General features: G+C 63.5%; 19 protein-coding genes. 6 read left to right on the top strand and 13 right to left on the bottom strand.

The features are described from left to right. The first annotated feature begins 121 nt into the window (after positions 1 to 121). Positions 122 to 1,141 carry an LLM class flavin-dependent oxidoreductase gene (locus tag FN060_RS05330; protein ID WP_142587202.1) on the top strand — a complete coding sequence of 340 codons (1,020 nt, stop codon included), beginning with the start codon at positions 122 to 124 and terminating at the stop codon, positions 1,139 to 1,141. Positions 1,142 to 1,165: 24 nt separating this feature from the next. Here FN060_RS05330 and FN060_RS05325 read toward each other — a convergent pair whose 3' ends face one another. Both FN060_RS05325 and rpsU read right to left on the bottom strand, forming a co-directional pair. Beyond that, positions 1,166 to 2,050 (bottom strand): tetratricopeptide repeat protein, encoded by an 885-nt coding sequence (locus tag FN060_RS05325; protein ID WP_142587201.1) that lies wholly within the window; start codon positions 2,048 to 2,050, stop codon positions 1,166 to 1,168. A 119-nt stretch (positions 2,051 to 2,169) separates the two neighbouring features. After that, a complete protein-coding gene (rpsU, locus tag FN060_RS05320) occupies positions 2,170 to 2,397 on the bottom strand; it encodes a 30S ribosomal protein S21 (RefSeq protein ID WP_052639379.1) in 228 nt (75 codons plus the stop codon). 303 nt (positions 2,398 to 2,700) lie between these two features. Between rpsU and FN060_RS05315 the strand changes: the two genes are divergently transcribed. The 5 genes from FN060_RS05315 (at position 2,701) to FN060_RS05295 (ending at position 8,581) form a co-directional block, all read left to right on the top strand. Further along, complete coding sequence (locus FN060_RS05315; protein WP_142587200.1) at positions 2,701 to 3,324, top strand: hypothetical protein; 624 nt, start codon at positions 2,701 to 2,703, stop codon at positions 3,322 to 3,324. Positions 3,325 to 3,453: 129 nt separating this feature from the next. Continuing rightward, entirely contained in the window at positions 3,454 to 4,707 is a 1,254-nt protein-coding gene (locus tag FN060_RS05310; protein ID WP_052639375.1) for a sarcosine oxidase subunit beta family protein, read from the top strand. 16 nt (positions 4,708 to 4,723) lie between these two features. Further along, positions 4,724 to 5,065, top strand: a complete 342-nt coding sequence (locus tag FN060_RS05305) for a sarcosine oxidase subunit delta (RefSeq protein WP_142587199.1) — start codon at positions 4,724 to 4,726, stop codon at positions 5,063 to 5,065. Then, complete coding sequence (locus FN060_RS05300) at positions 5,062 to 8,040, top strand: sarcosine oxidase subunit alpha (protein WP_142587198.1); 2,979 nt, start codon at positions 5,062 to 5,064, stop codon at positions 8,038 to 8,040. Before FN060_RS05305 ends, FN060_RS05300 begins: the two co-directional genes overlap by 4 nt. Beyond that, positions 8,033 to 8,581 (top strand): sarcosine oxidase subunit gamma, encoded by a 549-nt coding sequence (locus tag FN060_RS05295; RefSeq protein ID WP_142587197.1) that lies wholly within the window; start codon positions 8,033 to 8,035, stop codon positions 8,579 to 8,581. Before FN060_RS05300 ends, FN060_RS05295 begins: the two co-directional genes overlap by 8 nt. 15 nt (positions 8,582 to 8,596) lie before the next feature. Here FN060_RS05295 and FN060_RS05290 read toward each other — a convergent pair whose 3' ends face one another. The 11 genes from FN060_RS05290 to FN060_RS23065 form a co-directional block, all read right to left on the bottom strand. Beyond that, a complete protein-coding gene (locus FN060_RS05290; protein WP_142587196.1) occupies positions 8,597 to 9,838 on the bottom strand; it encodes an SAM-dependent methyltransferase in 1,242 nt (413 codons plus the stop codon). A gap of 59 nt (positions 9,839 to 9,897) precedes the next feature. Continuing rightward, entirely contained in the window at positions 9,898 to 10,386 is a 489-nt protein-coding gene (locus tag FN060_RS05285; RefSeq protein ID WP_142587195.1) for a MaoC family dehydratase, read from the bottom strand. Between the two features lie 43 nt (positions 10,387 to 10,429). Continuing rightward, the gene (gene glgX, locus FN060_RS05280) at positions 10,430 to 12,403 is read right to left on the bottom strand and encodes a glycogen debranching protein GlgX (protein WP_142587194.1); all 1,974 of its coding nucleotides are present in this window, start codon (positions 12,401 to 12,403) and stop codon (positions 10,430 to 10,432) included. Continuing rightward, on the bottom strand, positions 12,400 to 12,570 hold the full coding sequence (locus FN060_RS05275; protein WP_210310764.1) for a GFA family protein: 171 nt from the start codon (positions 12,568 to 12,570) through the stop codon (positions 12,400 to 12,402). Before FN060_RS05275 ends, glgX begins: the two co-directional genes overlap by 4 nt. Positions 12,571 to 12,596: 26 nt before the next feature. Next, positions 12,597 to 14,225 carry an alpha-D-glucose phosphate-specific phosphoglucomutase gene (locus FN060_RS05270; protein ID WP_142587193.1) on the bottom strand — a complete coding sequence of 543 codons (1,629 nt, stop codon included), beginning with the start codon at positions 14,223 to 14,225 and terminating at the stop codon, positions 12,597 to 12,599. A gap of 1 nt (position 14,226) precedes the next feature. Continuing rightward, positions 14,227 to 15,669: a glycogen synthase GlgA gene (glgA, locus tag FN060_RS05265; protein ID WP_142587192.1), complete on the bottom strand. Its 1,443-nt coding sequence runs from the start codon at positions 15,667 to 15,669 to the stop codon at positions 14,227 to 14,229. A 6-nt stretch (positions 15,670 to 15,675) separates the two neighbouring features. After that, positions 15,676 to 16,938 carry a glucose-1-phosphate adenylyltransferase gene (gene glgC, locus FN060_RS05260; protein ID WP_142587191.1) on the bottom strand — a complete coding sequence of 421 codons (1,263 nt, stop codon included), beginning with the start codon at positions 16,936 to 16,938 and terminating at the stop codon, positions 15,676 to 15,678. Positions 16,939 to 16,955: 17 nt separating this feature from the next. Further along, on the bottom strand, positions 16,956 to 19,169 hold the full coding sequence (gene glgB / locus FN060_RS05255; RefSeq protein ID WP_142587190.1) for a 1,4-alpha-glucan branching protein GlgB: 2,214 nt from the start codon (positions 19,167 to 19,169) through the stop codon (positions 16,956 to 16,958). Then, on the bottom strand, positions 19,169 to 21,631 hold the full coding sequence (locus tag FN060_RS05250; RefSeq protein WP_142587189.1) for a glycogen/starch/alpha-glucan phosphorylase: 2,463 nt from the start codon (positions 21,629 to 21,631) through the stop codon (positions 19,169 to 19,171). Before FN060_RS05250 ends, glgB begins: the two co-directional genes overlap by 1 nt. Before the next feature lie 203 nt (positions 21,632 to 21,834). Then, positions 21,835 to 22,983: a vWA domain-containing protein gene (locus tag FN060_RS05245; protein WP_142587188.1), complete on the bottom strand. Its 1,149-nt coding sequence runs from the start codon at positions 22,981 to 22,983 to the stop codon at positions 21,835 to 21,837. A 215-nt stretch (positions 22,984 to 23,198) separates the two neighbouring features. Continuing rightward, positions 23,199 to 23,894, bottom strand: a 696-nt coding sequence (locus FN060_RS23065; RefSeq protein ID WP_244665697.1) for a cupin domain-containing protein, incomplete at its 5' end; no start/stop codon positions are given.

Genomic DNA, 23,894 nt, shown 5'->3' with positions numbered 1-23,894 from the left:
CGGGATTGGCGGCATCGTTCAGCACGAGCGAACGGTCCGTCCGGCGTCCAGAACGAGCTGGTACCTGACGCCGAGGCGTCCGCGTGCCATATAGGCCGTAACGCCACGGCAGGAGCACGCCATGAAGAAGATCGGTTTCCTTTCCTTCGGCCACTGGATGCCGTCACCACAGTCGGGCACACGCTCGGCCGGAGATGCTCTGCTGCAGTCCATCGATCTGGCCGTGGCAGCCGAGGAACTTGGTGCCGACGGCGCCTATTTCCGCGTCCACCATTTTGCCCGGCAACTGGCCTCGCCCTTTCCACTGCTCGCGGCAGTAGGAGCCAAGACCAGCCGCATCGAGATCGGCACGGCCGTGATCGACATGCGCTACGAGAATCCGCTCTACATGGCCGAGGATGCCGGTGCGGCGGATCTCATAGCCGGTGGTCGCCTGCAACTCGGCATCAGCCGCGGCTCCCCGGAACAGGTCATCGATGGGTGGCGCTATTTCGGCTATGAGCCAGCCGAGGGACAGAGCGATGCAGACATGGGGCGTCGCCATGCGGAGGTCCTTCTCGACGTCCTGAAGGGGGAGGGCTTCGCCCAGCCGAACCCGCGGCCAATGTTCCCCAACCCGCCCGGGCTGCTTCGCCTAGAGCCCTATTCCGAGGGCTTGCGCGAGCGCATCTGGTGGGGTGCCGGTTCCAATGCGACGGCGGTGTGGGCTGCCAAGCTCGGCATGAACCTGCAGTCGTCGACGCTGAAGGACGACGAGACGGGCGAGGCCTTCCACATCCAGCAGGCCAAGCAGATCCGTGCCTATCGCGATGCATGGAAGGAGGCGGGCCATGACCGCACGCCGCGGGTTTCCGTCTCGCGGTCGATCTTCGCAATCGTCAACGACATGGACCGGGCCTACTTCGGCCACGGCAAGGACGAGGATTCGATCGGCTATCTCGACGCCAATACCCGCGCCATCTTCGGCCGTTCCTACGCTGCAGAGCCGGATGCGCTGGTCGAGGAACTAAGGAAGGACGAGGCGATTGCGGAGGCCGACACGCTGCTCCTGACGGTACCGAACCAACTGGGCGTGGAATACAACGCCCACGTGATCGAGGCGATCCTCAAGCATGTAGCGCCAGCCCTGGGCTGGCGCTAGGCTTCTGCAGCGGCCGGTTCCGGCCTAGCTGCTGCGGGTGCGAGCGAGGCCGTCCTTGGCCGGTTGGTAGTTGGGGTCCAGACGGGCGGCATGGGCAAACGACTTGGCGGCGCGGGCCCTGTCGCCGCGGGTCTCGTAAACGAGCCCCTGGTTCGTCCAGGATTCTGCGAGCTTGTCGTTATAGGCGATCGCCGTGTTGATGTCCGCGAAGGCGTTTTCGTCGTCGCCCATTGCGAGGTAGGAGACGGCGCGGCCGTTATAGGGTTCGGGCGAGTTGGGCGACAGCGAGATCGCCTTGGAGAAGTCCTCGATGGCCTGCGCATGCTGGCCACGAAGCTGATAGATCAGTCCCCGGTTGTGGTAGGCGCGACCGTCGGTCGTGTCGAGCTGGATGGCGCGGTTGAAATCGTTGAATGCCTCGTCGTTGCGGCCTGCCTGACGATAAATGTTGCCGCGGCCGATATAGGCGACGTCATAACTGGAGTTCAGCTGGATCGCGCGGTTGTAGTCATTCGCGGCTTCCACGGGCTTGCCCATGTTGCGGTAGACGAGGGCCCGGTTGGCATAGGCCTGGTAGAACTGCGGATTGAGCTGGATTGCCCGGTTGAAATCGTCGAGCGCCTGCTTGAACTGGCCGGCGCGCCCATAGGCGGAGCCGCGGACATTGTAGCCTTCCGGATCCCCAGGATTGGCGTTGATGACGGCCGTCAGCGAGGCAATGTTCTCTTCCGAGCCCTGGGCGCGGTCGACAGTGATGAGATCGGTCGTCTGCGATGTGGTCGAGCAACTGGCCAGAAGGACGCTGGAGGCGAGAGTGAGTGCAGAGAGCGTAACCTTGCTGCGAATCGGGGCGGTGATGGTCGAAAAGACGAGTGTTGCGGACGAAGGAGCAGCAGTCTTGAAGGCCATCAGGCTCGGTTCCTCGTATCGTTCAGGAGCGGAATCGTGATCCGGTAAAAGCGAAAGGCGGCGGCGCCCAAGTCGCCACCGCCTCATTAGCACGTCAAAAACGTCAGAAAAACGGCCGATTAACGGCTCGGGCGCGGAGCGGCAATCAGGCCTTCGCGCTGCATGCGCTTGCGAGCCAGCTTGCGGACGCGACGAACGGCCTCAGCCTTTTCGCGAGCACGCTTCTGGGAAGGCTTTTCGTAGTAGTCGCGCATCTTCATTTCGCGGAAGATGCCTTCGCGCTGCATCTTCTTCTTGAGAGCGCGGAGAGCCTGATCAACGTTGTTGTCGCGGACAAGTACCTGCACGTGTAATCCCGTTCCTTGGTTTGGTTGCTCGCCGGAATCCATGCCGATTCGAGGCGAAAGAATAACTGTGCCCGGCCGGAAAGCCGTGCGATTGGTTCGGCAGATAGCAGAGGCCGGGTCGGAAGTCCAGATACTCCGATGCGGCGGCCTGCCGAAAAATATCGTGCGCGGGACGGGCGATGGCCTCCAGCCAACCGATCTTGCCAACTCAGGAAAACTTTAGGTTGCTGTTATGCGTTATTGCAATTTATGGTAAATGCGTCATAGTGTTATTTTCTGAGGGGGCAGAGGCGGAGGGGTGTGATGCGGACGCAGGTGCTCGCGGCTTTGATGGCGGTGCTACCGCTGACAGCCTGCTCACCGAACGCCGGCGCAGGCAAGATCGCTTTTGGCGAGACCATTGGCCTCTCGACCACCGGCAATCTCCGGATCATCACCGAGCGCCAACGCTACGGCATGCCGCCGGTCGTCTGTACCGAGCCGAGCCCGGATTACGCCATCGCCTTCAACTTCACCCGCAAGGCAAAGCTCGATCTGCCCTCGCCAGCGGGTACCCGGACGTTGGATGGAGAGCTTTCATCCACGGAGACCATCGACGAAGGTGAAGGGCGCGCCGCCGCTGTGCTGGCGCTGCGCGACGGTCTCTACAATGCCTGCCAGAGCTATGCGAACGGGGTAATCGGGCACGATGCCTATGCGATGATTCTTAGCCAATACGGCGCCCTGCTGGTGGCGCTGGTCGGCAGCGACACGGTGAAGGGCGCGCCGGTAGCGTCCTCTATCGGAACGCAGAATGCCACCCTCTCGGCACTCACCGTCGCCTGCGTCAGCAGCTATGACAGGTCGCGCGGCGAGCAGACGAACGCGCTGCTGACACCGGCATTTTGTCACAGTGTCTTCCAGCGTGCGATGGCACCGCGCCGCTGATTCAGGCGTCTGGCGACATTAGCAAAACAATCCCCTGCATGCGTCGCAAAAGAGCCATTGCGGGCCGTGTTGATTTGCGATTGCTATGTCTCTAACAGAACTCCGTTCCACCAGGGAGTCGAAGGCGACATGCGCAAATATTCGGTCTTCGCCGTGGCCCGCGAAGCACTCCGCGGCCATAAGGGTTGGGAAGCCCAGTGGTCCTCGCCGGAGCCCCGCTCCAGCTATGACGTGATCATTGTCGGCGGCGGCGGGCATGGGCTAGGAGCGGCCTATTACCTTGCCAAGGAGCACGGCATCACCAATGTCGCGGTGCTGGAGAAGGGCTGGCTCGGCGGCGGCAATACCGGCCGCAACACGACGATCATCCGCTCCAACTACCTCTACGAAGAGAGCATGGACATCTACGAGCATTCCCTGAAGCTGTGGGAAGGCTTGAGCCAGGACCTCAACTACAACGTCATGTATTCGCCGCGCGGCGTGATGATGCTGTCGCACAATACGCACGACATGCAGAGCTTCAAGCGGCACATCAACGCCAACCGGCTCTACGGCATCGACAACGAATGGCTGACGCCGGAAGAGGCGAAGGCCTATGTGCCGGTTCTCGACATCTCGAAGACCGCCCGCTATCCGATCAACGGTGCGGCGCTGCAGCGGCGCGGCGGCACGGCACGCCATGATGCCGTGGCCTGGGGCTATGCCCGCGCCGCCTCCGACCGGGGCGTCCACATCATCCAGAATACCGAAGTCACCGGCATCCGCCGCGGCCCGAACGGCGAGGTGACGGGGGTCGAGACCAATCGGGGCTTCATCGGCGCGAAGAAGATCGGCGTCTCCGCCGCCGGCCATTCCTCCGTCGTGATGGAAATGGCGGGAGTGCGCATGCCGCTTCATTCGACGCCGCTGCAGGCGCTGGTCTCCGAGCCACTGAAGCCGATCTTCCCCTGCGTCGTCATGTCGAACACGGTGCACGCTTACATTTCGCAGTCAGACAAGGGCGAACTTGTCATCGGCGCCGGTACCGACCAGTACAATTCCTACAGCCAGACGGGCGGACTTCAGATCATCACCCATACGCTCGATGCCATCTGCGAACTCTTCCCGATGTTCCGCCGCGTCAAGATGATGCGCCAGTGGGGCGGCATCACCGACAACACGCCCGACCGCTCGCCGATCCAGGGCGTGACGCCGGTGCCGAACCTGTTCGTCAACTGCGGCTGGGGGACGGGCGGCTTCAAGGCGACGCCGGGTTCCGCCAACCTGTTTGCCCACCTGATCGCCAAAGGCGAGCCGCACAAGCTGGCGGCAGGCCTGACGCTCGACCGCTTCCGCACCGGCCGGCTGATCGACGAGGCGGCCGCCGCCGCCGTCGCGCATTGATTGCGAGGTTCCAGAGATGCTGCTGATCCACTGCCCCTATTGCGAGGAAGATCGCTCGGAACTCGAATTCCGCTGGGCGGGCGAGGGCCATATCGCAAGGCCGGAGAACATCTCCGGCATCACGGACGAGGAGTTCGCCAAGTTCTTTTTCCTGCGCAACAACGAGAAGGGCCTGACCTATGAGCGCTGGCGCCATATCCATGGTTGCGGGCGCTTCTTCAACGCGGCGCGCGATACGGTGAGCGACAGGTTCCTGATGACCTACAAGGCGGGCCTGTCGAAGCAGCCGGTGCCGGGCGTCTCGGCGACGGAGAAGACCGTCGAGACCTATGAGCAGACCGAGGGAGACGCCCGATGAGCGCTTCGGCGAAGAACCTCGGCGCCTATCGCATCACGGGAGCAGGCCGCCTGACACCTGCGCGCACGGCGCGTTTCACCTTCGACGGCAAGAGCTACACGGCGATGGAGGGCGATACGGTCGCTTCCGCACTGCTGGCCCACGGGGTTCACCTTGTCGGACGCTCGTTCAAGTATCACCGGCCGCGGGGCATCCTGACCGCCGGACCGGAAGAGCCGAACGCGCTTCTCGATGTTTCCCGCGACGCTGCCCGCCGGCAGCCGAATGTGCGCGCCACCGTGCAGGAGGTCTTCGACGGGGCGAAGATCTCGTCGCAGAACCGCTGGCCGTCGCTTGCCTTCGATGTCGGCGCCGTCAACAACCTCTTCTCGCCCTTCTTCGCAGCCGGCTTCTACTACAAGACCTTCATGTGGCCGAAGGAAGCCTGGACGAAGGTCTACGAGCCCTTGATCCGCCGTGCCGCCGGCCTCGGCGTTGCGCCGACGGAAGAGGATCCGGACCGCTATGCCAACCGCTTCGCCCATTGCGACGTACTGATCGCCGGCGCCGGGGTTGCCGGGCTGACGGCCGCTCTCTCGGCTGCCTCCACCGGTGCGGAGGTCATCCTCGTCGACGAGCAGCCGGAGGTGGGCGGCGCTCTCCACTTCGACACCTCGACGACCATCGACGGTCAGGATGGCTATGACTGGGCGCAGGACACAGCCGCGAAGCTGCGGGCGATGCCGAATGTGCGGGTGCTGACCCGGACCACCGTCTTCGGCTACTACAACCACGGCTTCCTCGGGCTTGCGGAACGGGTGAGCGAGCACCTCGACCGCCCCGGACGTGACACGCCACGCGAGCGCCTGTGGCAGGTGCGGGCGAAACGCGTGATCCTCGCGACCGGGTCGATCGAGCGGCACATGGTGTTCGCCAACAACGACCGCCCGGGCATCATGCTGGCGTCTGCGGCCCGCACCTTCCTCAACCACCATGGTGTCGCCGTCGGCCGCAATGTCGGGGTCTACACCGCGCATGACAGCGCCTATGAGGCGGCCTTCGACCTGAAGCGGGCGGGCGTCCATATCGCCGCCATCGTCGACTGTCGCGAGCGGCCGGGCGAGGCAGTGCTGGAGGAGGCGCGGGCGCTCGGGATCAACGTGCTGACAGGTCATGCCGTGACGGATACGGGCGGACGACTGCGGATCAAGTCGATGACCGTGGCCCGCAACGGCAATTTCGACATCCGCAAGATCCCCGTCGACGCGCTGATCGTCTCGGCGGGCTGGACCCCGTCTGTGCACCTCTTCTCCCAGTCGCGCGGCAAGCTGCGCTGGGATGAGGCGAACCGGCGGTTCCTGCCGGATATCTATGCACAGGACTGTGTCTCGATCGGGGCCTGCAATGGAACCGACGATCTTGCCGAGGCCATCGACGAAGCCATCTCCGCCGGCGGTGGCAGGATTGCCGTGCAGGGCGAGAGCCGGTTCGCCTGGACCGGGGGCATGATCGGTGCCGCGGAAGGCGCGGGTCCGGACACGACCGTCAAGGCATTCGTGGACTTCCAGCACGACGTCACGGCGAAGGACATTCGTCTTGCGGTGCGCGAAGGCATGCACTCGATCGAACACATCAAGCGGTTCACGACGAACGGCATGGCGTCCGACCAGGGCAAGCTCTCCAACATGCACGGGCTGGCGATCGCCGCAGAGATGCTCGACCGGCCGATCCCCAAGGTCGGCCTCACGACCTTCCGCGCGCCCTATACACCGGTCACCTACGGCACGCTGGTGGCGCACTCCCGCGGCGAGCTCTTCGACCCCGCCCGCAAGACTCCGATGCACGAGCTCGAAGCGGCCGAAGGTGCCGAATTCGAGGATGTCGGCAACTGGAAGCGTGCCTGGTATTTCCCGCAGCGCGGCGAGGACATGGGCTCCGCGGTCAACCGCGAGTGCCGCACCGTCCGCGACGTGGCGGGCGTCTTCGATGCCTCGACGCTCGGGAAGATCGAGGTGGTCGGGCCGGATGCGGCACAGTTCCTCAACCTGCTCTACACCAACGCCTGGGACACGCTGCAGCCGGGCAAGTGCCGCTACGGCATCATGACCCGCGAGGACGGCTTCATCTATGATGACGGCGTCGTCGGGCGGCTGGCCGAGGATCGCTTCCACGTCACCACGACGACCGGCGGCGCGCCGCGCGTTCTCCATCACATGGAAGACTATCTCCAGACCGAGTTCCCGCACCTGAAGGTGTGGCTGACCTCGACCACCGAGCAGTGGGCGGTGATTGCCGTGCAGGGCCCAAAGGCGAGGGAGATCATCCAGCCGTTTGTCGAGGGCGTCGACATCTCCAACGAGGCCTTCTCGCACATGAGCGTGGCTGAATGCACGGTCATGGGCGTTCCGGCCCGGCTCTTCCGCATGTCGTTTACCGGCGAACTCGGCTTCGAGGTCAACGTCCCCGCCGATTATGGGCCGGCCGTCTGGAAGGCGATCTGGGAACGGGCAAAGGGCATGGGCGGCTGCCTCTACGGCACCGAGGCCATGCACGTGCTGCGCGCCGAAAAGGGCTATATCATCGTCGGCCAGGATACCGACGGGACGGTGACGCCCGACGATGCGGGCCTCGGCTGGGCGGTTTCGAAGAAGAAGACCGACTTCGTCGGTATCCGTGGCCTGAAGCGCCCGGATCTCGTCCGGGATGGTCGCAAGCAACTCGTGGGGCTTCGCACCAACCGGCCAAGCGACGTGCTGGAAGAGGGGGCGCAGATCGTTGCCGACCCGAACCAGCCGAAGCCGATGACCATGCTCGGCCACGTGACGTCGGCCTACTGGTCGGAGAACTGCGGCCGCTCGATCGCCATGGCGCTCGTCGCCGGCGGCCGGGAGCGGATCGGCCAGACGCTCTATATACCGATGAGGGATCGTACCATTGCCGTCGAAGTGACCGACACGGTGTTCTTCGACAAGGAAGGAGGCCGCATCCATGGCTGATCTCGCGCAACGCACGCTGCCGCTTGCCGGCGTCCATGGCGGTTCCGCCAGCGTGAGGCTGACGCCCGCCCAACCAACCGAACGGATATCGCTGCGGGCCCGGGCGGAGGACGTGACTGCCCTTTCGCAGGCTCTCGGACTCGACCTGCCGACGACGCCGAAGACGTCCGCCTCCGCGAACGGACGCACCGCGCTATGGCTCGGGCCGGATGAATGGCTGGTGATCGGCGAGGCCGGGTCGGGGCTGATGCGGGCGGCGCAGGAATCCGGCGTGCTGCATTCCGCCGTTGATGTCTCCCACCGCAATACGGCGATCCTCGTCGAAGGATCGGGTGCTGCGGCAGCAATCAATGCCGGCTGCCCCCAGGACCTGTCGCTCAAGAGCTTCCCCGTCGGCGCCTGCACCCGCACCATCTTCGGAAAGGCCGAAATCGTGCTGTTGCGGACGGGCGAGGAGAGCTTCCGGGTGGAGGTCTGGCGATCGTTCTCGGACTACGCCTTCGGGCTGCTGGCCGAAGGAGCGAGGGACGCCTCCATCTGAAGTGATGGGACCTCCTCACACCGCGAGGTTCAGCGCCTTCTCCCGTTGGAGATACTCGCGCTGCTTGTCGGTAATGTAGTCGCGTACGATGGGTGCGGCGTCGCGCTTTCGCGACATCTGCATGTGGAAGACGAGCTGGCTGCCGGTGCGGAACATCATCTCGGCGCTGATCAGATAGAATTCCCACATCCGGGCAAAGCGGTCGTCATACATGGCGATTACCCGCTCGCGGTTCTTCTCGAAGCGCTCCGCCCAGTGGGCAAGGGTAGTGGCGTAGTGCACGCGGAGGAATTCGAGGTCCATGACCCAGAGGCTGTTCCTTTCCACGCTATCGAAGACTTCCGACAGCGCCGGCGAATAGGCACCGGGAAAGATGTATTTCCTGAGCCACGGGCTGGCCATGCCTGGCGGGCTCATGTGGCCGATCGAGTGGAGAACGGCGATGCCATCGTCCGGCATCAGGTCGTTCAGGTGGCCGAAGAACTCGTCATAGTGCTGCACGCCGACATGCTCGAACATGCCGACGGAGACGATGCGATCGAACTTGTCGTCGACGTCGCGGTAATCGCGCAGCTCGAACGTCACGCGATCGGAAAGCCCCGCCTGCCGGGCCCTTTCCGAGGCGAGCTTCTGCTGCTCCTTCGAAAGGGTGACGCCGGTGACATGGACGTTCTCCAGCTTGGCGAGGTAGAGCGCCAGATCGCCCCAGCCGCAGCCGATGTCGAGGACGCGCATCCCATCTGCCAGGCATAGCTTGGAGGCGAGAAGGCGCAGCTTGTTCCGCTGCGCCTGCTCCAGCGTTTCCCCCATGTCCCGAAAATAGGCGCAGGAATAGAGCATGTTTTCATCGAGGAAGAGCCGGTAGAAATCGTTGCCGAGGTCGTAATGGTGGGCGACGTTTCTCTGGGCCTCGCCCTTGACGTTCGACTGCTGGCGCTTGCGGAAGCGCATCTTGATCGCGCGAAGTGCCTTTTGCAGCGGGTAGGAGCCGAGCGACAGGCGGTTGATCGAGAAGAGCGTCAGGAAGTCCCGCAGCGTCGAACCGTCCTCGAAGCGCATGGTGCCATCCATGTAGGCCTCGCCGGCGGCAAGCTCCGGATTGAAGACGAGCGTTCGATAGAGCCGCTTATCCGTCAGCCGCATGGTCACCTCCGGTCCGGGCGTACCGGCGAAAATGTGACGCTGTCCATCGGCGTCGATGACGGTGAGGCGGCCCTTGCGGATGAAGGACTTCATCATGTGGGAAAGCGGAAACATTCGTACCTCGCATATCGGCATTGATCGATAGGTGGGTATGCGTATGCGTCTGCTGCGGATCAGGCGTCCGCGGGTCTGTCCTTGGGGTCGAACTGGACGATGGTGATCCAGTTTGCGGTCAGTGCCGGCTTCTTCTCGTTCTCGATCTCGACGGACACGTCGTAGGTGGTCATCAGCAGTCCGGCGCCGCGGAAGCGGCACTCCGTGAGCGTGAATTGCCCGCGGACCCGGCTGCCGCACCGGACCGGCGACATGAAGCGGACCTTGTCGAAACCGTAGTTCAAGCCCATGGTCTGCTCGCGGATCTTCGGCAGGCAATCGTAGTTCATCGCCGAAAGCAGCGAAAGCGTGAGGAAGCCGTGCGCGATCGTCCCGCCGAACTGGCTCTCCGCCGCGGCACGGTCAGGATCAACATGGATGAACTGATGGTCGAGGGTCGCATCCGCGAATGTGTCGATCATCTGCTGATCGACGGTGATCCATTCGGAGGTCCCCAGCACCTGTCCAACCAGGCCCGGCACGTCTGCTAGCGAAATCTCGCGCGGCATGTTCCCTCTCCGATTCCCGTCTTCGGCTGCAATCTATAGGTGTTCATCGCGCTTGGACAGGCGAAGCATTACCAGCCTGCGGATCTTCGACAAGAAAGGTGACCGAACGTGGCGGAGACATGCCGTCCCACTCTTCGCCTTCGTCGAGGGTCACCCAGCAGGAGGGCAGGGTGAAAAGCTGCTCCCGATGTGCCCGGTTGAAGACCACCGCGATGCGCGTGACGAGGTCCGTCTGATGGTCCCGCGTCTTCAGGGTGACGGCGAGCTGGGCGGCCTCGGGCTGCTGCCAGTCTTCCTGTGCCACGGGCTGGCCCGAGGGACCGTACCAATCGATATCGTCGCCGGCGTCGACGAAGAAGCCGCATTCCGAGAACACCGAAAATCGCTTGCGCCAGCGGGCCAGGCGGGCCGTGTGCTGGACCAGCCCCTCGTCCATACCTGCCCAGTTAAGCCAGGTGATCTCATTGTCCTGGCAATAGGCATTATTGTTGCCGCCCTGGCTACGGCCCGCCTCGTCGCCCATGGTCATCATGATGGCGCCACGGCTGGCAAACAGGGTGGCGAGAAGCGCCATCACGTCGCGTCGGCGGGCTTCAAGCACAGCAAGGTCCTGAGTCCGGCCTTCGACGCCATTGTTCCAGGAGAAGTTGTCGTGATGGCCGTCGCGGTTTTCCTCGCCGTTGGCGTGGTTGTGGCGCTCCTCGTGCGAAACCATGTCCATCAGCGTGAAGCCGTCATGGGCGGCAATGAAGTTGACGCTGCGTGTCTGGTGGTGTCCGTGGCGGGCAAAGATGTCCTGCGAGCCTGTGAGTCGGGTTGCGAGCTCCCCAAGGGTCCAGTGGTCGCCTCGCCAGAAGCGGCGGATGTCGTCGCGGGCGCGGTCGTTCCACTCCATGAAGGGAGGCGGGAAGTTGCCCAGCTGGTAGCCGCCGGGGCCGATGTCCCAAGGCTCGGCGATCAGAATGCGGTCGGAAAGCACCGGATCCCTGATCATCGCCTGCAGGGTCTCGCTTTGGGCGGAAAATCCGTGCTGCCCGCGACCGAGCACCGGTGCAAGATCGAAACGGAAGCCGTCGATGCCGGCGTTCAGCACGAAATGGCGAAGGCTGTCGAGGATCAGGCCGCGGACGAACGGATGGTCGCAGGCGACGGTGTTGCCAGTGCCGGTATCGTTCACCAGCGTGCCCGGATGACCTTCCACGTGGCGGAAGCAGGCGAGGTTGTCGAGGCCGCGAAGCGAGAGTGTCGGACCGGCGCGATCGCTCTCGCCGGTGTGGTTGAAGACGAGGTCGAGGATGACGCCGATACCAGCCTCATGAAGTGCCGCGACCGTGTCGCACAGTTCGGCCACGCCCCCGGGGCACAAACGCGGATCAAGCGCCATGAAGCCGACCGGGTTGTAGCCCCAGCCGTTGGTGAGCCCGAGCGGCGGGAGGTGCCTTTCGTCGATCCAGGCGGTGATCGGCATCAGTTCGACCGCGTCCACGCCGATGCGCTTGAGGTGGGCGAGGACGGACGGATGGGCGAGGGCGGCGACGGTGCCTCGCTGATGCTCCGGCACGTCGGGATGCAGGATGGTGAAGGGGCGGACGGCGAGCTCGTAGATCAGGCCGCCGGCTCGGAACAGCGGCTTCGAAGGCGTCACCGGGTCGTGCCGACGCAGGATGGCCTTCGGCATAAGGTGGGCGGTGTCTGTGCCGAAATCTGCCAGGCGCCGGTCGTAGACGAAGGGACGGTCGATCTCGGTGGCGTAGGGATCCAGGAGCAGCTTCGAAGGATCGAACCAGAGGCCCCGGTCCGGATCGTAGGTGCCGTGTGCGCGATAGCCGTAGCGGGTATGTTCACCGATGTTAGGAACGGAGACGCGGTGGATATCGTCAGCACCACGGACCATGACGTGGCGGGCGGTTTCCGCGGTACCTTCCAGGTTGAAGATGCAGAGCTCGATCTTCGCGGCGTTCGCGGACCAGACCGCAAACTCTGCGCCGTGGGGCGCCAGGGTCGTCCCGAGCTTCATTCCGGATCCTTCTCATAGACGGCAAGGCCGTCCGGCGCGAGTGCTGCGAACACGCTGCCGGTTCGCTGCTGGCAGGCGAGGCAATGGCAGACGCCGACATTGAGCGGCTCGTCGTTCACTTCGATCCGGAGCTGCCCGCAACTGCAGGACGCGGTTCTCGTTGCCACTGTCTGGCTTTCTCCTGTCTCTGCAATCAGGTGATCACGGTCGGTCCCGTGCGGCCGGTGCGTGTCTTGATCTCGGCAATCTCGTCGGCGACAGCGATCAGGTCAGCCAAGGCGGCCTGCGTCTCGATGCCATGCCGGGAAGCATCCGGCTCGTAACGCTCGACATAGACGCGTAGCGTCGCACCGGAGGTGCCGGTGCCGGACAAGCGGAAGATGACGCGGCTGCCGCCCTCGAACAGGATGCGGATGCCCTGCCTGGTGCTGACGGAGCCGTCGATCGGATCGGTGTAGGAGAAGTCGTCCGCCGCCTCGACCTTCAGGTCGCCGAAGCTCTGGCCGGGGAGCGATGACAGCCTGCTGCGCAGCGCGTCCATCAGCCCGTTCGCCGCATCGGTATCGACTTCCTCGTAGTCGTGGCGCGAATAATAGTTGCGGCCATACTCGGCCCAGTGCTTGCGGACGATCTCGGCGACGCCTTCCTTGCGGGCGGCGATGATGTTCAGCCAGAAGAGGATCGCCCACAGGCCATCCTTCTCGCGCACGTGATCAGACCCGGTACCGAAGCTTTCCTCGCCGCAGACGGTGACCTTGCCGGCATCCATCAGGTTGCCAAAATACTTCCAGCCGGTCGGGGTCTCGTACATGCCGAGCCCGAGCTTTTCCGCCACGCGGTCGGCGGCAGCGCTGGTCGGCATGGAGCGCGCGATGCCGGCTATGCCCTTCGCGTAGCCGGGCGCGCATTTCGCATTGGCGGCGATGATGGCGAGGCTGTCGGAGGGGGTGACGAACATATCCTTGCCAACCACCATGTTGCGGTCGCCATCGCCATCGGAGGCTGCGCCGAAGTCCGGGCCATCGGCGCTCATGACGTCGTCGTACAGCTCTTTCGCGTGGACGAGGTTCGGGTCCGGGTGGTGGCCGCCGAAGTCCGGCAGAGGCGTCGCGTTGCGGACCGAGCCTGCCGGTGCGCCGAGACGCTGCTCTATGATCTCCTTGGCGTAGGGACCGGTAACGGCGCCCATGGAGTCCATGGCGATGCGAAAGCCGCCGGAGATCAGATTCCGGATGGCATCGAAATCGAAAAGGCTCTCCATCAGTTCCGCATAGTCGGCGACCGGGTCTACCACCTCGACCGTCATGCCCTCGAGGTCGACGCTGCCGATCCTGTCGAGGTCGACGTCGGGCGCGTCGACGATCTTGTACTCGCTGATGATCCTCGACCGCTCGAAGATCGCCTCGGTGATCTTCTCCGGTGCCGGGCCGCCATTGCCGATATTGTACTTGATGCCAAAGTCCTCGTTCGGCCCGCCCGGATTGTGGCTCGCCGACAGGATGATGCCGCCGAAGGCACCGTATTTGCGGATGATGTTGGAGGCGGCGGGGGTGGAGAGGATGCCGCCCTGGCCGACCATGGCCTTGCCGAAGCCCGCAGCGGCGGCCATCTTCAGCGCCTTCTGGATGACCTCGCGGTTGTAGTAGCGGCCGTCGCCGCCGATCACCAGGGTCTTGCCCGCGAAGCCCTCGAGCGAGTCGAAGATCGACTGGATGAAGTTCTCCGCGTAGTTCTCCTGCGCGAAGACGGGCACCTTCTTGCGGAGCCCGGAAGTGCCGGGCTTCTGGTCCTTGTAGGGGGCGGTCGGAACGGTCCGGATCATGTCAGCGGCCTTTCATCGTCATGTTCTTGTAGAGCTGGGCATAGAGCCCGGCGCTCTTGTCCCAGGAAACGTCGGTCTTCATGCCCTGCTTCTGCATCTCGGCCCAGGTCTTCGGCTCGCGGTAAAGGCGGAAGGTCCTGTTGACGGCGCGCTGCAGCGTATGGGTCGTGGCGGGGCTGAAGCTGACCCCGGTCGCAGCGCGGGCAGCGAGCGCAGCGGGGCTGGCATCGATCACGGTGTCGTTGAGGCCGCCGGTGCGCGCGACGACCGGAATGCAGCCGTAGCGAAGACCGTAGAGCTGGGTCAGCCCGCAGGGCTCGAAGCGGGAGGGGATCAGGATCGCATCGGCACCCGCCTGCATCAGGTGCGACAGCGGCTCGTCATAGCCCGTATGGATCGAGACGCGGCCGGGGTGGCGGGCGGCCGCGGCATGGAAGGCGTTCTCCAGCCCCGCATCGCCCGAGCCCAGGACGGCAAGGCGACCACCCTGGGCAACGATCTCGTTGGTGACGTCCGCCAGCAGGTCCATACCCTTCTGCCAGGTGAGTCGCGAGACGACGCAGAACAGCGGTCCGTCGTCGTGCTTCAATCCGAAGCGCTCGGCGACGGCATGCTTGTTCTCGCGGCGGCGCTTGAGCTTCGACGGACCGTAGGTGGCGGCAATCAGCGGATCGTGCTCCGGGTTCCAGACACGGGTATCGATGCCATTGACGATCCCGTGCAGGTCGCCTGCGCGGGCCGCGAGCACGCCTTCAAGCCCCATGCCGAATTCAGGGGTCAGGATTTCTTCCGCATAGGTCGGGCTGACGGTGCTGATCGCCGTGGCTGCCTGCAGGCCGGCCTTCAAGTAGCCGACGCCACCGTAATATTCCACTCCGTCGATGGCATAGGCATCCGGCGGCAGGCCGAGATGCGGGAAGATGTCGACGCCGTACTGGCCCTGGAAGGCGATATTGTGGATCGTCATCAGGCTCGGCGGCGCAGGGCGTCCGGCATAGCGGAGGTAGGCGGGCAGGAGACCCGTCTGCCAGTCGTGCAGGTGGACGAGGTCCGGACGCCAGCCATCCAGGATACCAAGTGCGATCTCGGCGCCGGCGCGCGACAGGGCGGCGAAGCGGCGCCAGTTGTCCGGATGATCGCGCCCGTCCGGCCCCACATAGGGACCGCCTGGCCGACCGAAGAGGGCCGGCGCATCGAGGATGAGCAGATCGAGGCCGTGATGCTCCACCTGCAGGATGGTTGCGGGATGGCCGAGCAGATCGTCGAAGGCGTGGCAGCGCGTTGCATGTTTCACTGCAGCCATGACGGCCGGATAACCCGGCATCAGCGTGCGGGTACGCACTCCGTGTTCCTTCAGCGCAAGCGGCAGGGCGCCTGCCACGTCGGCGAGCCCGCCGGTCTTGATCAGCGGGTAGACTTCCGAGGCAACCGAAAGGACGTTCATGCGGCTCTACAGATCCAGTTTGTCGATCATCGGCTGGGTGATCAGGCAGATGCCGTTCTCGGTGCGGCGGAAGCGCTTGGCATCGAGTTCGGGATCCTCGCCGACCACCAGACCTTCCGGAATGGTTACATTGGAGTCGATGACGACATTGCGAAGCTGCGCCCGACGGCCGATGCGGACATTCGGCAGAACCACCGCACCGTCGAGCCGCGAGTAGGAATTGGCGCGGACGCCGGTGAAGAGCAGGCTGCGGTGCAGTGTCGAGCCGGAGATGATGCAGTCTCCCGACACCACAGAGGAGATTGCCGAGCCGCGCCGGTCCTCGTCGTCATGGACGAACTTCGCAGGCGGCGTGATCTCCGCATAGGTCCAGATCGGCCAGGACTTGTCGTAGATGTCGAGCTCGGGAAGAATAGCGGTAAGATCGACGTTCGCCTGCCAGTAGGCCTCGATCGTACCGACGTCGCGCCAGTAGGATTCGCGCTCGAAGTCGGAACGGACGCAGGACTTGTGAAAGCGGTGGGCGACTGCGGTGCCGTTCTTGACGATGTAGGGAATGATGTCCTTGCCGAAGTCGCGGTTGGACGAAGGATCCGCCGCATCGCGCTTCAGCACCTCGGCCAGGAACTTCGTGTGGAAGACATAGATGCCCATCGATGCGAGGGCGAAGTCTGGCTTGTCGGGAATACCTGGCGGATTGGCGGGCTTCTCGACGAAGTCGATGATCTCGTCCTTCTCGTTGACATGCATGACTCCGAAGCCGGTCGCCTCCATGCGCGGCACTTCCAGGCAGCCAACGGTGACGTCGGCGCCGGAATCCACATGCTGCTGGAGCATGTATTCATAGTCCATCTTGTAGACGTGATCGCCGGCCAGGATGACCATGTACTCCGGATTGTAGCCCTCGATGATATCGATGTTCTGGTAGACGGCATCGGCCGTGCCTTCGTACCACTGCGTTTCCGAGACACGCTGGGACGCCGGCAGAATGTCGAAGCTCTCGTTGCGTTCCGGCCGCAGAAAGCCCCAGCCGCGCTGCATGTGGCGGATCAGCGAATGGGCCTTGTACTGGGTTGCGACGCCGATGCGGCGAATGCCGGAATTCAGCGCGTTGGAAAGTGCGAAGTCGATGATGCGGGCCTTGCCGCCGAAATAGACGGCCGGCTTGGCACGCCGATCGGTCAACTCCTTGAGGCGGCTTCCGCGGCCGCCCGCCAGGACATAGGCCATGGCATCGCGAGCCAGTGGCTGATAGCGCTTGTCGTCCATTCTGCTCCCCCTCTCTTCTATACTTGTTCCAGTTCCAGCATGATCGTCGCCAGGGGCGGAAGCGTCATGGTGGTACTGATATCTCCTCCGGCGTCGACCGCCTGTACCCGGCCGCCATTGCCCTTGCCGCTGCCGCCATAGATCTCCGCATCCGTGTTGAGGATTTCCCGCCATCTTCCCGCGGTTGGCAAGGGGAGGCGGTAATTTTCCCGGTAGGTCGGCGTGAAATTGGTTACGACCGCCACCGGCCGCTCGCCCGGTGCCATGCGCAGCCAGGCGAAGACGGAGTGGTCGTGGTCGTCGGCAATCAGCCAGCGGAAGCCTTCCGGCTCGCAGTCGCGCGCGTGCAGTGCGGGCTTTGCCCGGTAGCAGAGGTTGAGGTCGCGGACGAGCCGGCGCATGCCCTCGTGCTGGTGGTAGTGCAGGAGGTTCCAGTCGAGCGCTTTCGCCTCGCTCCATTCGCTCCACTGGGCGAATTCCTGTCCCATGAACAGGAGCTTCTTGCCGGGATAGCCCCACATGAAGGCATAGTAGGCGCGCAGGTTGGCGAATTTCTGCCAGTCGTCACCGGCCATCTTGGCGATCAACGAACCCTTGCCGTGGACCACTTCGTCATGGCTCAAGGGCAGGACGAAGTTCTCGGAAAATGCGTAGACGAGACCGAAGGTGATCTCGTTGTGGTGATGCTTGCGGTGAATGGGCTCCCGCTTCAGGTAGCTCAGCGTGTCGTGCATGAAACCCATGTTCCACTTGAAGCCGAACCCAAGTCCGCCTTCGTGGACGGGATGCGACACCTTCGGCCACGAGGTGGATTCCTCGGCGATCGTCATCACGCCGGGGTGGTTGCCGTAGGACAGGCTGTTCAGCTTCTGCAGGAAACGCACCGCCTCGAGGTTCTCGCGGCCGCCGTATTCGTTCGGAACCCACTCGCCCTCCTTGCGGGAGTAGTCGAGGTAGAGCATGGAGGCCACCGCATCGACGCGCAGCCCGTCGAGATGGAATTTCTCAGCCCAGTAAAGCGCGTTGTTGATGAGGTAGGACAGAACCTCCAGCCGCCCGAAATTGTAGATGGCGGTGTTCCAGTCCGGATGGAAGCCCTGGCGTGGGTCCTCATGCTCGTAGAGGGCGGTGCCGTCGAAGCGGCGCAGTCCGTGTTCGTCGGTGGGGAAATGCGCCGGCACCCAGTCCAGGATGACGCCGATGCCGACCTTGTGGCAGCCGTTGACGAAGCGGGCGAAGCCCTCCGGGTCGCCGAAGCGTGCGGTCGGCGCGTAAAGGCCGGTGGTCTGGTAGCCCCAGGAAGGGTCATAGGGATGTTCGGTTACGGGCAGGAATTCGATATGGGTGAAGCCCATGTCGGTGACGTACGGGATCAGCCGGGCAGCGAGTTCGTCCCAACTGAGGAAGGTGCCGTCGTCACGACGCTGCCATGACCCCGCATGGACCTCGTAGATCGATATGGGCTGGCGGCGATGATCGGCTTTTTGCCAATGGGTGAGGTGAGCCTCGTCTTCCCAGTCCTGCTTCAGTTCCGGCGTCGTCACGGATGCAGTGTTCGGCCGCATCTCCGCCTTGCGCGCATAGGGATCGGCTTTCAGGAGGCGTTCGCCGTCCCTGCCGATGATCTCGAACTTGTAGGGCGAGCCTGCCCGTACGTCCGGCGCGAAGATTTCCCAGATGCCGGTATCCTGCCGCAAGCGCATCACGTGCAGGCGGCCGTCCCAGTTATTGAAGTCGCCGACCACCGAAACCCGCCGGGCATTGGGCGCCCAGACGGCGAAATGAAAGCCATCCACGCCCTGATGGCGGATCGGATGGGCGCCCATCTTGTCGAACAGGCGCAGGTGGGAGCCTTCGCGGACGAAGTAATCGTCCATGGGGCCGAGCACGGGGCCGAAGCTGTAGGGATCGGTCACCGCCCATTCGTCGTCTCCGCCACGGCGGGCGCGATAGCGGATCGGTTTCGGCGACGAGACCTCGACCGGTCCCTCGAAGAAGCCTGCCTCATGGCGCCGCTTCAGCAGGCCTAGCCGCGTTCCATCGAGAAGGTAGGCGGCCACTTCCTCTGCGCCCGGGATGAAGCAGCGGACATGATAGCCGCTCGACAGCTTGTGGAGGCCGAGCACCGCGAAGGGATTGCTGTGCCGGCCTTCCAGGATCGCCTCGATCTCCGACAACGGAATTTCGCCAGGGGCTCTTCCGTCGTCGGGCGACTTCGGCGCTGTCGTCATCAGGCTCTCCAGATTTCCGACGCGTACTGGCGAATGGTTCTGTCAGAGGAGAACCATCCCATCCGGGCGGTATTTCGAATTGTCTTTGAATACCATGATTTAGGGTCGGTCCAGATTTGGTCAACGGTCCGCTGTGCCGCCGCATAGGCATCAAAATCCGCGGTCAGCATGAACCAGTCGTGATTGTAGATGCCGTCGATCAGGCCGGTGAAGCGGGAGCGGTCGTCCGGCGAGAAGACGCCGGAGGCGATCGCATCGAGCGCCTGCGAGAGTTCCTTCGACTTCTCGATGATGGCGCGCGGCTCATGACCGTCCGCCCGTGCCTGGGCGACTTCTTCCGCCGTCAGGCCGAAGATCACGATGTTTTCCGCCCCGACATGATCGCGCATCTCGACATTGGCGCCGTCCAGCGTACCGATGGTGAGTGCGCCGTTCAGCGCGAACTTCATATTGCCGGTGCCGGAGGCTTCCATGCCGGCCGTGGAGATCTGCTCCGAGAGGTCAGCGGCCGGCACCATGACTTCCGCCAGCGAGACATTGTAGTTCGGAACGAAGACAACCTTGAGCAGGCTGCGCACCGCCGGATCGTTGTTGATGACGCGGGCCACGTCGTTCGCCAGCTTGATGATCAGCTTGGCGTTGTGATAGCTGGGCGCCGCCTTGCCGGCAAAGAGCTTGACGCGCGGCACCCAATCGAGCTCCGGATGGGAGCGGATTTGGTCGTAGAGGGCAACCGCCTCGACGATGTTGAGAAGCTGGCGCTTGTATTCGTGGATGCGCTTGATCTGGATGTCGAACATGGCCGACGGATCGAGGCGCACGCCCATGCGGCTGCCGACGAGGTTGGCGAGTTGCACCTTGTTCTCGCGCTTAACGGCGGCGAACTTCTCCTGGAAGGCGGCATCGTCCGCGAAAGTGTCGAGAGCGTGCAGCGCTTCCGTGTCATCAAGGAACTTCTCGCCGATCGCTTCGCGGATCAGGGAGGTCAGCGCCGGATTGCACTGCATCAGCCAGCGGCGCGGCGTGATGCCGTTGGTCTTGTTGTTGATCCGGTCGGGATAAAGCGTGTGAAGGTCGGAGAAGACGGTGACCTTCATCAGGTCCGTGTGGAGCGCCGACACGCCGTTGATGGAATGGGAGCCGATGAAGGCGAGGTTACCCATGCGCACCCGGCGGTCGCCGTTCTCGTCGATCAGGGAGATGGCGCGGATCTGCTGGTCGCTGAAGTTCTTCGCCTTGCGGGCCTCGACCAGGATCTTCGCGTTGATCGCGTAGACGATCTGCATGTGGCGGGGCAGCAAGCGCTCGAAGAGCGGCACGGGCCAGCTTTCCAGTGCCTCGGGCAGGAGCGTGTGGTTGGTGTAGGAGAAGGTGCCGCGAGTGATTTCCCAGGCCTCGTCAAACTCCAGCCCGTGCACGTCGATGAGCAGGCGCATCATCTCGCCGATCGAAACCGCCGGATGCGTGTCGTTCAACTGGATCGCCACCTTATCCGGAAGATTGGAAAAGTCCGGATACTGCTGCAGATGGCGGCGCAGGATGTCCTGCAGCGATGCGGAGGAGAAGAAGTATTCCTGCCGCAGCCGCAATTCCTGGCCGGCGGGATTGGCATCGGCCGGATAGAGGACGCGGGTCAGCGCTTCGGCCTTGTTGCTCTCGCGCAGGGCGCCTATGTGGTCGCCGGCATTGAAGGCATCGAGCAGGATCGGGTCGATCGGCTGGGCCGACCAGAGGCGCAGGGTGTTGACCCGCTGGGCGCGCCAGCCGACCACCGGCGTGTCGTAGGCGGTCGCGATCACTCGCTCGGCCGGTTTCCAGACATAGCGCGGCGGCTCGTCATAGCCGCCGATGGTTTCCACCGAACCGCCGAAGCCGATCTCATAGGAGCTTTCGCGCCGCTCGAACTCCCAGGGGTTGCCGTGGGCAAGCCAGGTTTCCGGCAGTTCCACCTGCCAGCCATCCGCCATCTGCTGGCGGAAGAGGCCGTGGACATAGCGGATGCCATAGCCATAGGCGGGAATGTCGACAGTCGCCATGGACTCCATGAAGCAGGCGGCGAGACGACCGAGGCCACCATTGCCGAGCGCTGCATCGGGTTCGAGGCCCGCGATGACATCGAAATCGACGCCAAGGGAGGCCAGCGCATCGCGCAGTTCGTTCATGAGGCCGAGGTTCGACACGGCATCGCGCATCAGCCGGCCGATCAGGAATTCCAGCGAGAGATAGTAGACCCGCTTGTCGCCCTTTTCGTAAACGCGGCGTGTGGAATCCATCCAACGGTCGATGATGCGGTCGCGGACCACGAGAATGGCGGCCGTCAGCCAGTCGTGCGGCTTGGCAACCTTGGCATCCTTGCCGATGCGGTAGGTCAGGCGCTCGATGATCTCTGCGGCGAGGATTTCGGGACGGGTGCTGCGGGGGCTTGGCTGCGGGATTTCCACGGCCGGGAGGCTATCATTCATGGTCTGCCAACTCTTCCGGTAGGGCAGGCTGGGAGGCGGCCTGCGTGAACCTTCGGTCTTCCTGTATTCGAGTCAGTTTACGCACCGACGCGGGAAGCTGGCAATAAATCGATTGAGGCGGCGGAAAAAAGGCGGGGATAGGGGTGAGCGTGGAAAGCGACGAACCCGCCGGTCGGGCGGGTTCGTCAGGAACTTGTCCGGTCTCAACTGGTCAGGCGGGTCGCAGACTTCGCCGCCTTCTGGCCGATTGCCTTGAACGCTTCGATCAGGGTGTTGGCATCCTCCGGCTGGAAGTAATGAGCCGGGGTGGAGGCGCATTGTGACAACAGCTTCTGGCCAGCCGTGGGCGCCATGAAGGCAATGGCATAGACTTCCATGCCGGCGTCCTTGGCGTTCTTGCACGCCTTTAGCGTCTTGTTGTCCGCACCCGAGATGTTGTTTTCGCCGTCCGTCATGAAGACGATATATTTCGACGGATCTTCGTCACCGTTCTTGTTCTTGTGATAGGTGTTCTCCATCGAGTTGGCCAGTGACGTATAGGCAGTCTCAACGGCCTCTCCGGAATTGGTGTATCCGGATGCGGGCAGTGCATTCACATAGTCACGCGCGTCGGACGTTCCCCATGCAAGCGGCGAGGGATCCTGCATGGCCTCGTTGTAGGAGACTGCACCCGTACGAACGAGAGCTTGATCTAGGTCTACCTTGTCCAACTCCGTAAGCAGGTTTGCCGTCGCAGCCTTGAGTGCCTCAATCTTTGTCTGATACGCCATCCAGCACTGGGTTTTGCCGTTCTTTACTCTACACTTCTCCACTACGGTCTTGGTATTGTCTCCCATCGAGCCCGAGCGGTCGAGGACGAGGTAGAGCGACAGCGCGTTTGCCTTTTTCTCCGTCCCACTTGTCGACGTACCGCTAGTGGCAATGTTCATCGAACCTTGGCCGAGCACGCCCATCAGTGGGGTTAGGGCGAGGTCGTAATTCGAACCGACCTGAACCTGGAATTTTTTGCCGGTGGCGGTCGCTGTGGTCTTGATATCGATGTCGAGCGTCTCGGCAAGGGCACTCGCGGCGTCGGCGCCCATCGTGTTGGACGCCTGCCCGAGGAAGAACTGCCTGGCAAGCTCGCGGGCCGCCGCCTCATCGGCGGCTTCGCCGCTGGCGAGCGCCGTGGAGGCTGCAAGCGCCGCGGAGTCGGCGGCTTCCTGCAACTGCGTCTTGGAAACCATCATGTTGGTGAGGTCCAGCGCGACACCGGCTGCTCCCAGCAGGACGGGGAGCAGGATTGCCGTCATCATGCCGAAATTGCCGCTGCGGTCATTCAGGAGCCGCGAGAAATTCTGCCACGCCATCATCTTCCCATCCGCCCAAAACAGCTGAACCTCGGCATTGAATAACAGGAGGCCGTGGAGGAAGGGCTAAGCGGAAAGCTCAGATTTTAATCAATGGCCCGATTGGTGCCAAAACGGCCCGGAGCGGGGACGGAAGTGGCCGGAGGAGCATGCATTCGGCGTCCTCTCCTTTGCAGCGGGCGCTCGCAAGGCGAGGCCGCCTTGCGAGCGCGCAGGCCTCAGCCGCGGCCAAACTCGTCGACGATGCGGATGATGTCGTCCTCGCCGAGATAGGAACCGGTCTGCACCTCGATCATCTCGAGCAGGATCTTGCCCGGGTTGGCGAGACGATGGACCTCGCCCTGCGGGATGTAGACGCTTTCGTTCTCCCGCACCGTCTTCACCTCGTCGCCGACAGTGACCTCGGCCGTGCCCTTCACGCAGATCCAGTGCTCGGAACGGTGATGATGCTTCTGCAGAGACAGCTTCTTGCCCGGCGAGACGAACAGGCGCTTCACCTGGAAACGGTCGCCGTTGAGAATGGAGGTATAGCCGCCCCAGGGGCGGTAGGAGGTAGGGTGGGTCTCGGTGAGTGGCGACGTCGCCTTGTCGGCAGCGAGCTTCTTGACCATGCGGCCGACATTCTGGCTCTCCTCCAGCCGCCCGACATAGACCGCATCCTCGCTGGCAATGACGACGACGTTTTCCAGTCCCTGCACCGCAAGGTGGCTGGTGCGGGACATGACGAGGGAGTCTCGCGTATCCATCAGCGTCGCGTTGCCGGAAACCATGTTGCCGGCCTCGTCGCGCGTGCCAAGTTTCCATACTGCATCCCAGCTGCCGAGATCGGACCAGGTGAAGGACGAGGGGACGACAGCGGCGTTCGAGGTCTTCTCCATGACGGCGTAGTCGATGGAGATGTCCGGGCTCCTGAT

It is taken from the genome of Pseudorhizobium halotolerans (genome assembly GCF_902153235.2).
Taxonomy (GTDB): Bacteria; Pseudomonadota; Alphaproteobacteria; order Rhizobiales; family Rhizobiaceae; genus Neorhizobium; species Neorhizobium flavum.
This window is presented reverse-complemented; position numbering and strand designations above follow the sequence as displayed.

Excerpts from the sequence above, each read along its gene's own strand:
- glgB (WP_142587190.1), bottom strand. The coding sequence starts at position 19,169 with ATGACGACAGCGCCGAAGTCGCCCGACGACGGAAGAGCCCCTGGCGAA.
- FN060_RS05315 (WP_142587200.1), top strand. The coding sequence starts at position 2,701 with ATGCGGACGCAGGTGCTCGCGGCTTTGATGGCGGTGCTACCGCTGACA.
- FN060_RS05285 (WP_142587195.1), bottom strand. The coding sequence starts at position 10,386 with ATGCCGCGCGAGATTTCGCTAGCAGACGTGCCGGGCCTGGTTGGACAG.
- glgC (WP_142587191.1), bottom strand. The coding sequence starts at position 16,938 with ATGGACGACAAGCGCTATCAGCCACTGGCTCGCGATGCCATGGCCTAT.
- FN060_RS05325 (WP_142587201.1), bottom strand. The coding sequence starts at position 2,050 with ATGGCCTTCAAGACTGCTGCTCCTTCGTCCGCAACACTCGTCTTTTCG.
- FN060_RS05305 (WP_142587199.1), top strand. The coding sequence starts at position 4,724 with ATGCTGCTGATCCACTGCCCCTATTGCGAGGAAGATCGCTCGGAACTC.
- FN060_RS05310 (WP_052639375.1), top strand. The coding sequence starts at position 3,454 with ATGCGCAAATATTCGGTCTTCGCCGTGGCCCGCGAAGCACTCCGCGGC.
- FN060_RS05245 (WP_142587188.1), bottom strand. The coding sequence starts at position 22,983 with ATGATGGCGTGGCAGAATTTCTCGCGGCTCCTGAATGACCGCAGCGGC.
- FN060_RS05250 (WP_142587189.1), bottom strand. The coding sequence starts at position 21,631 with ATGAATGATAGCCTCCCGGCCGTGGAAATCCCGCAGCCAAGCCCCCGC.
- FN060_RS05330 (WP_142587202.1), top strand. The coding sequence starts at position 122 with ATGAAGAAGATCGGTTTCCTTTCCTTCGGCCACTGGATGCCGTCACCA.
- FN060_RS05290 (WP_142587196.1), bottom strand. The coding sequence starts at position 9,838 with ATGTTTCCGCTTTCCCACATGATGAAGTCCTTCATCCGCAAGGGCCGC.
- FN060_RS05300 (WP_142587198.1), top strand. The coding sequence starts at position 5,062 with ATGAGCGCTTCGGCGAAGAACCTCGGCGCCTATCGCATCACGGGAGCA.
- FN060_RS05270 (WP_142587193.1), bottom strand. The coding sequence starts at position 14,225 with ATGATCCGGACCGTTCCGACCGCCCCCTACAAGGACCAGAAGCCCGGC.
- glgA (WP_142587192.1), bottom strand. The coding sequence starts at position 15,669 with ATGAACGTCCTTTCGGTTGCCTCGGAAGTCTACCCGCTGATCAAGACC.
- FN060_RS05295 (WP_142587197.1), top strand. The coding sequence starts at position 8,033 with ATGGCTGATCTCGCGCAACGCACGCTGCCGCTTGCCGGCGTCCATGGC.
- glgX (WP_142587194.1), bottom strand. The coding sequence starts at position 12,403 with ATGAAGCTCGGGACGACCCTGGCGCCCCACGGCGCAGAGTTTGCGGTC.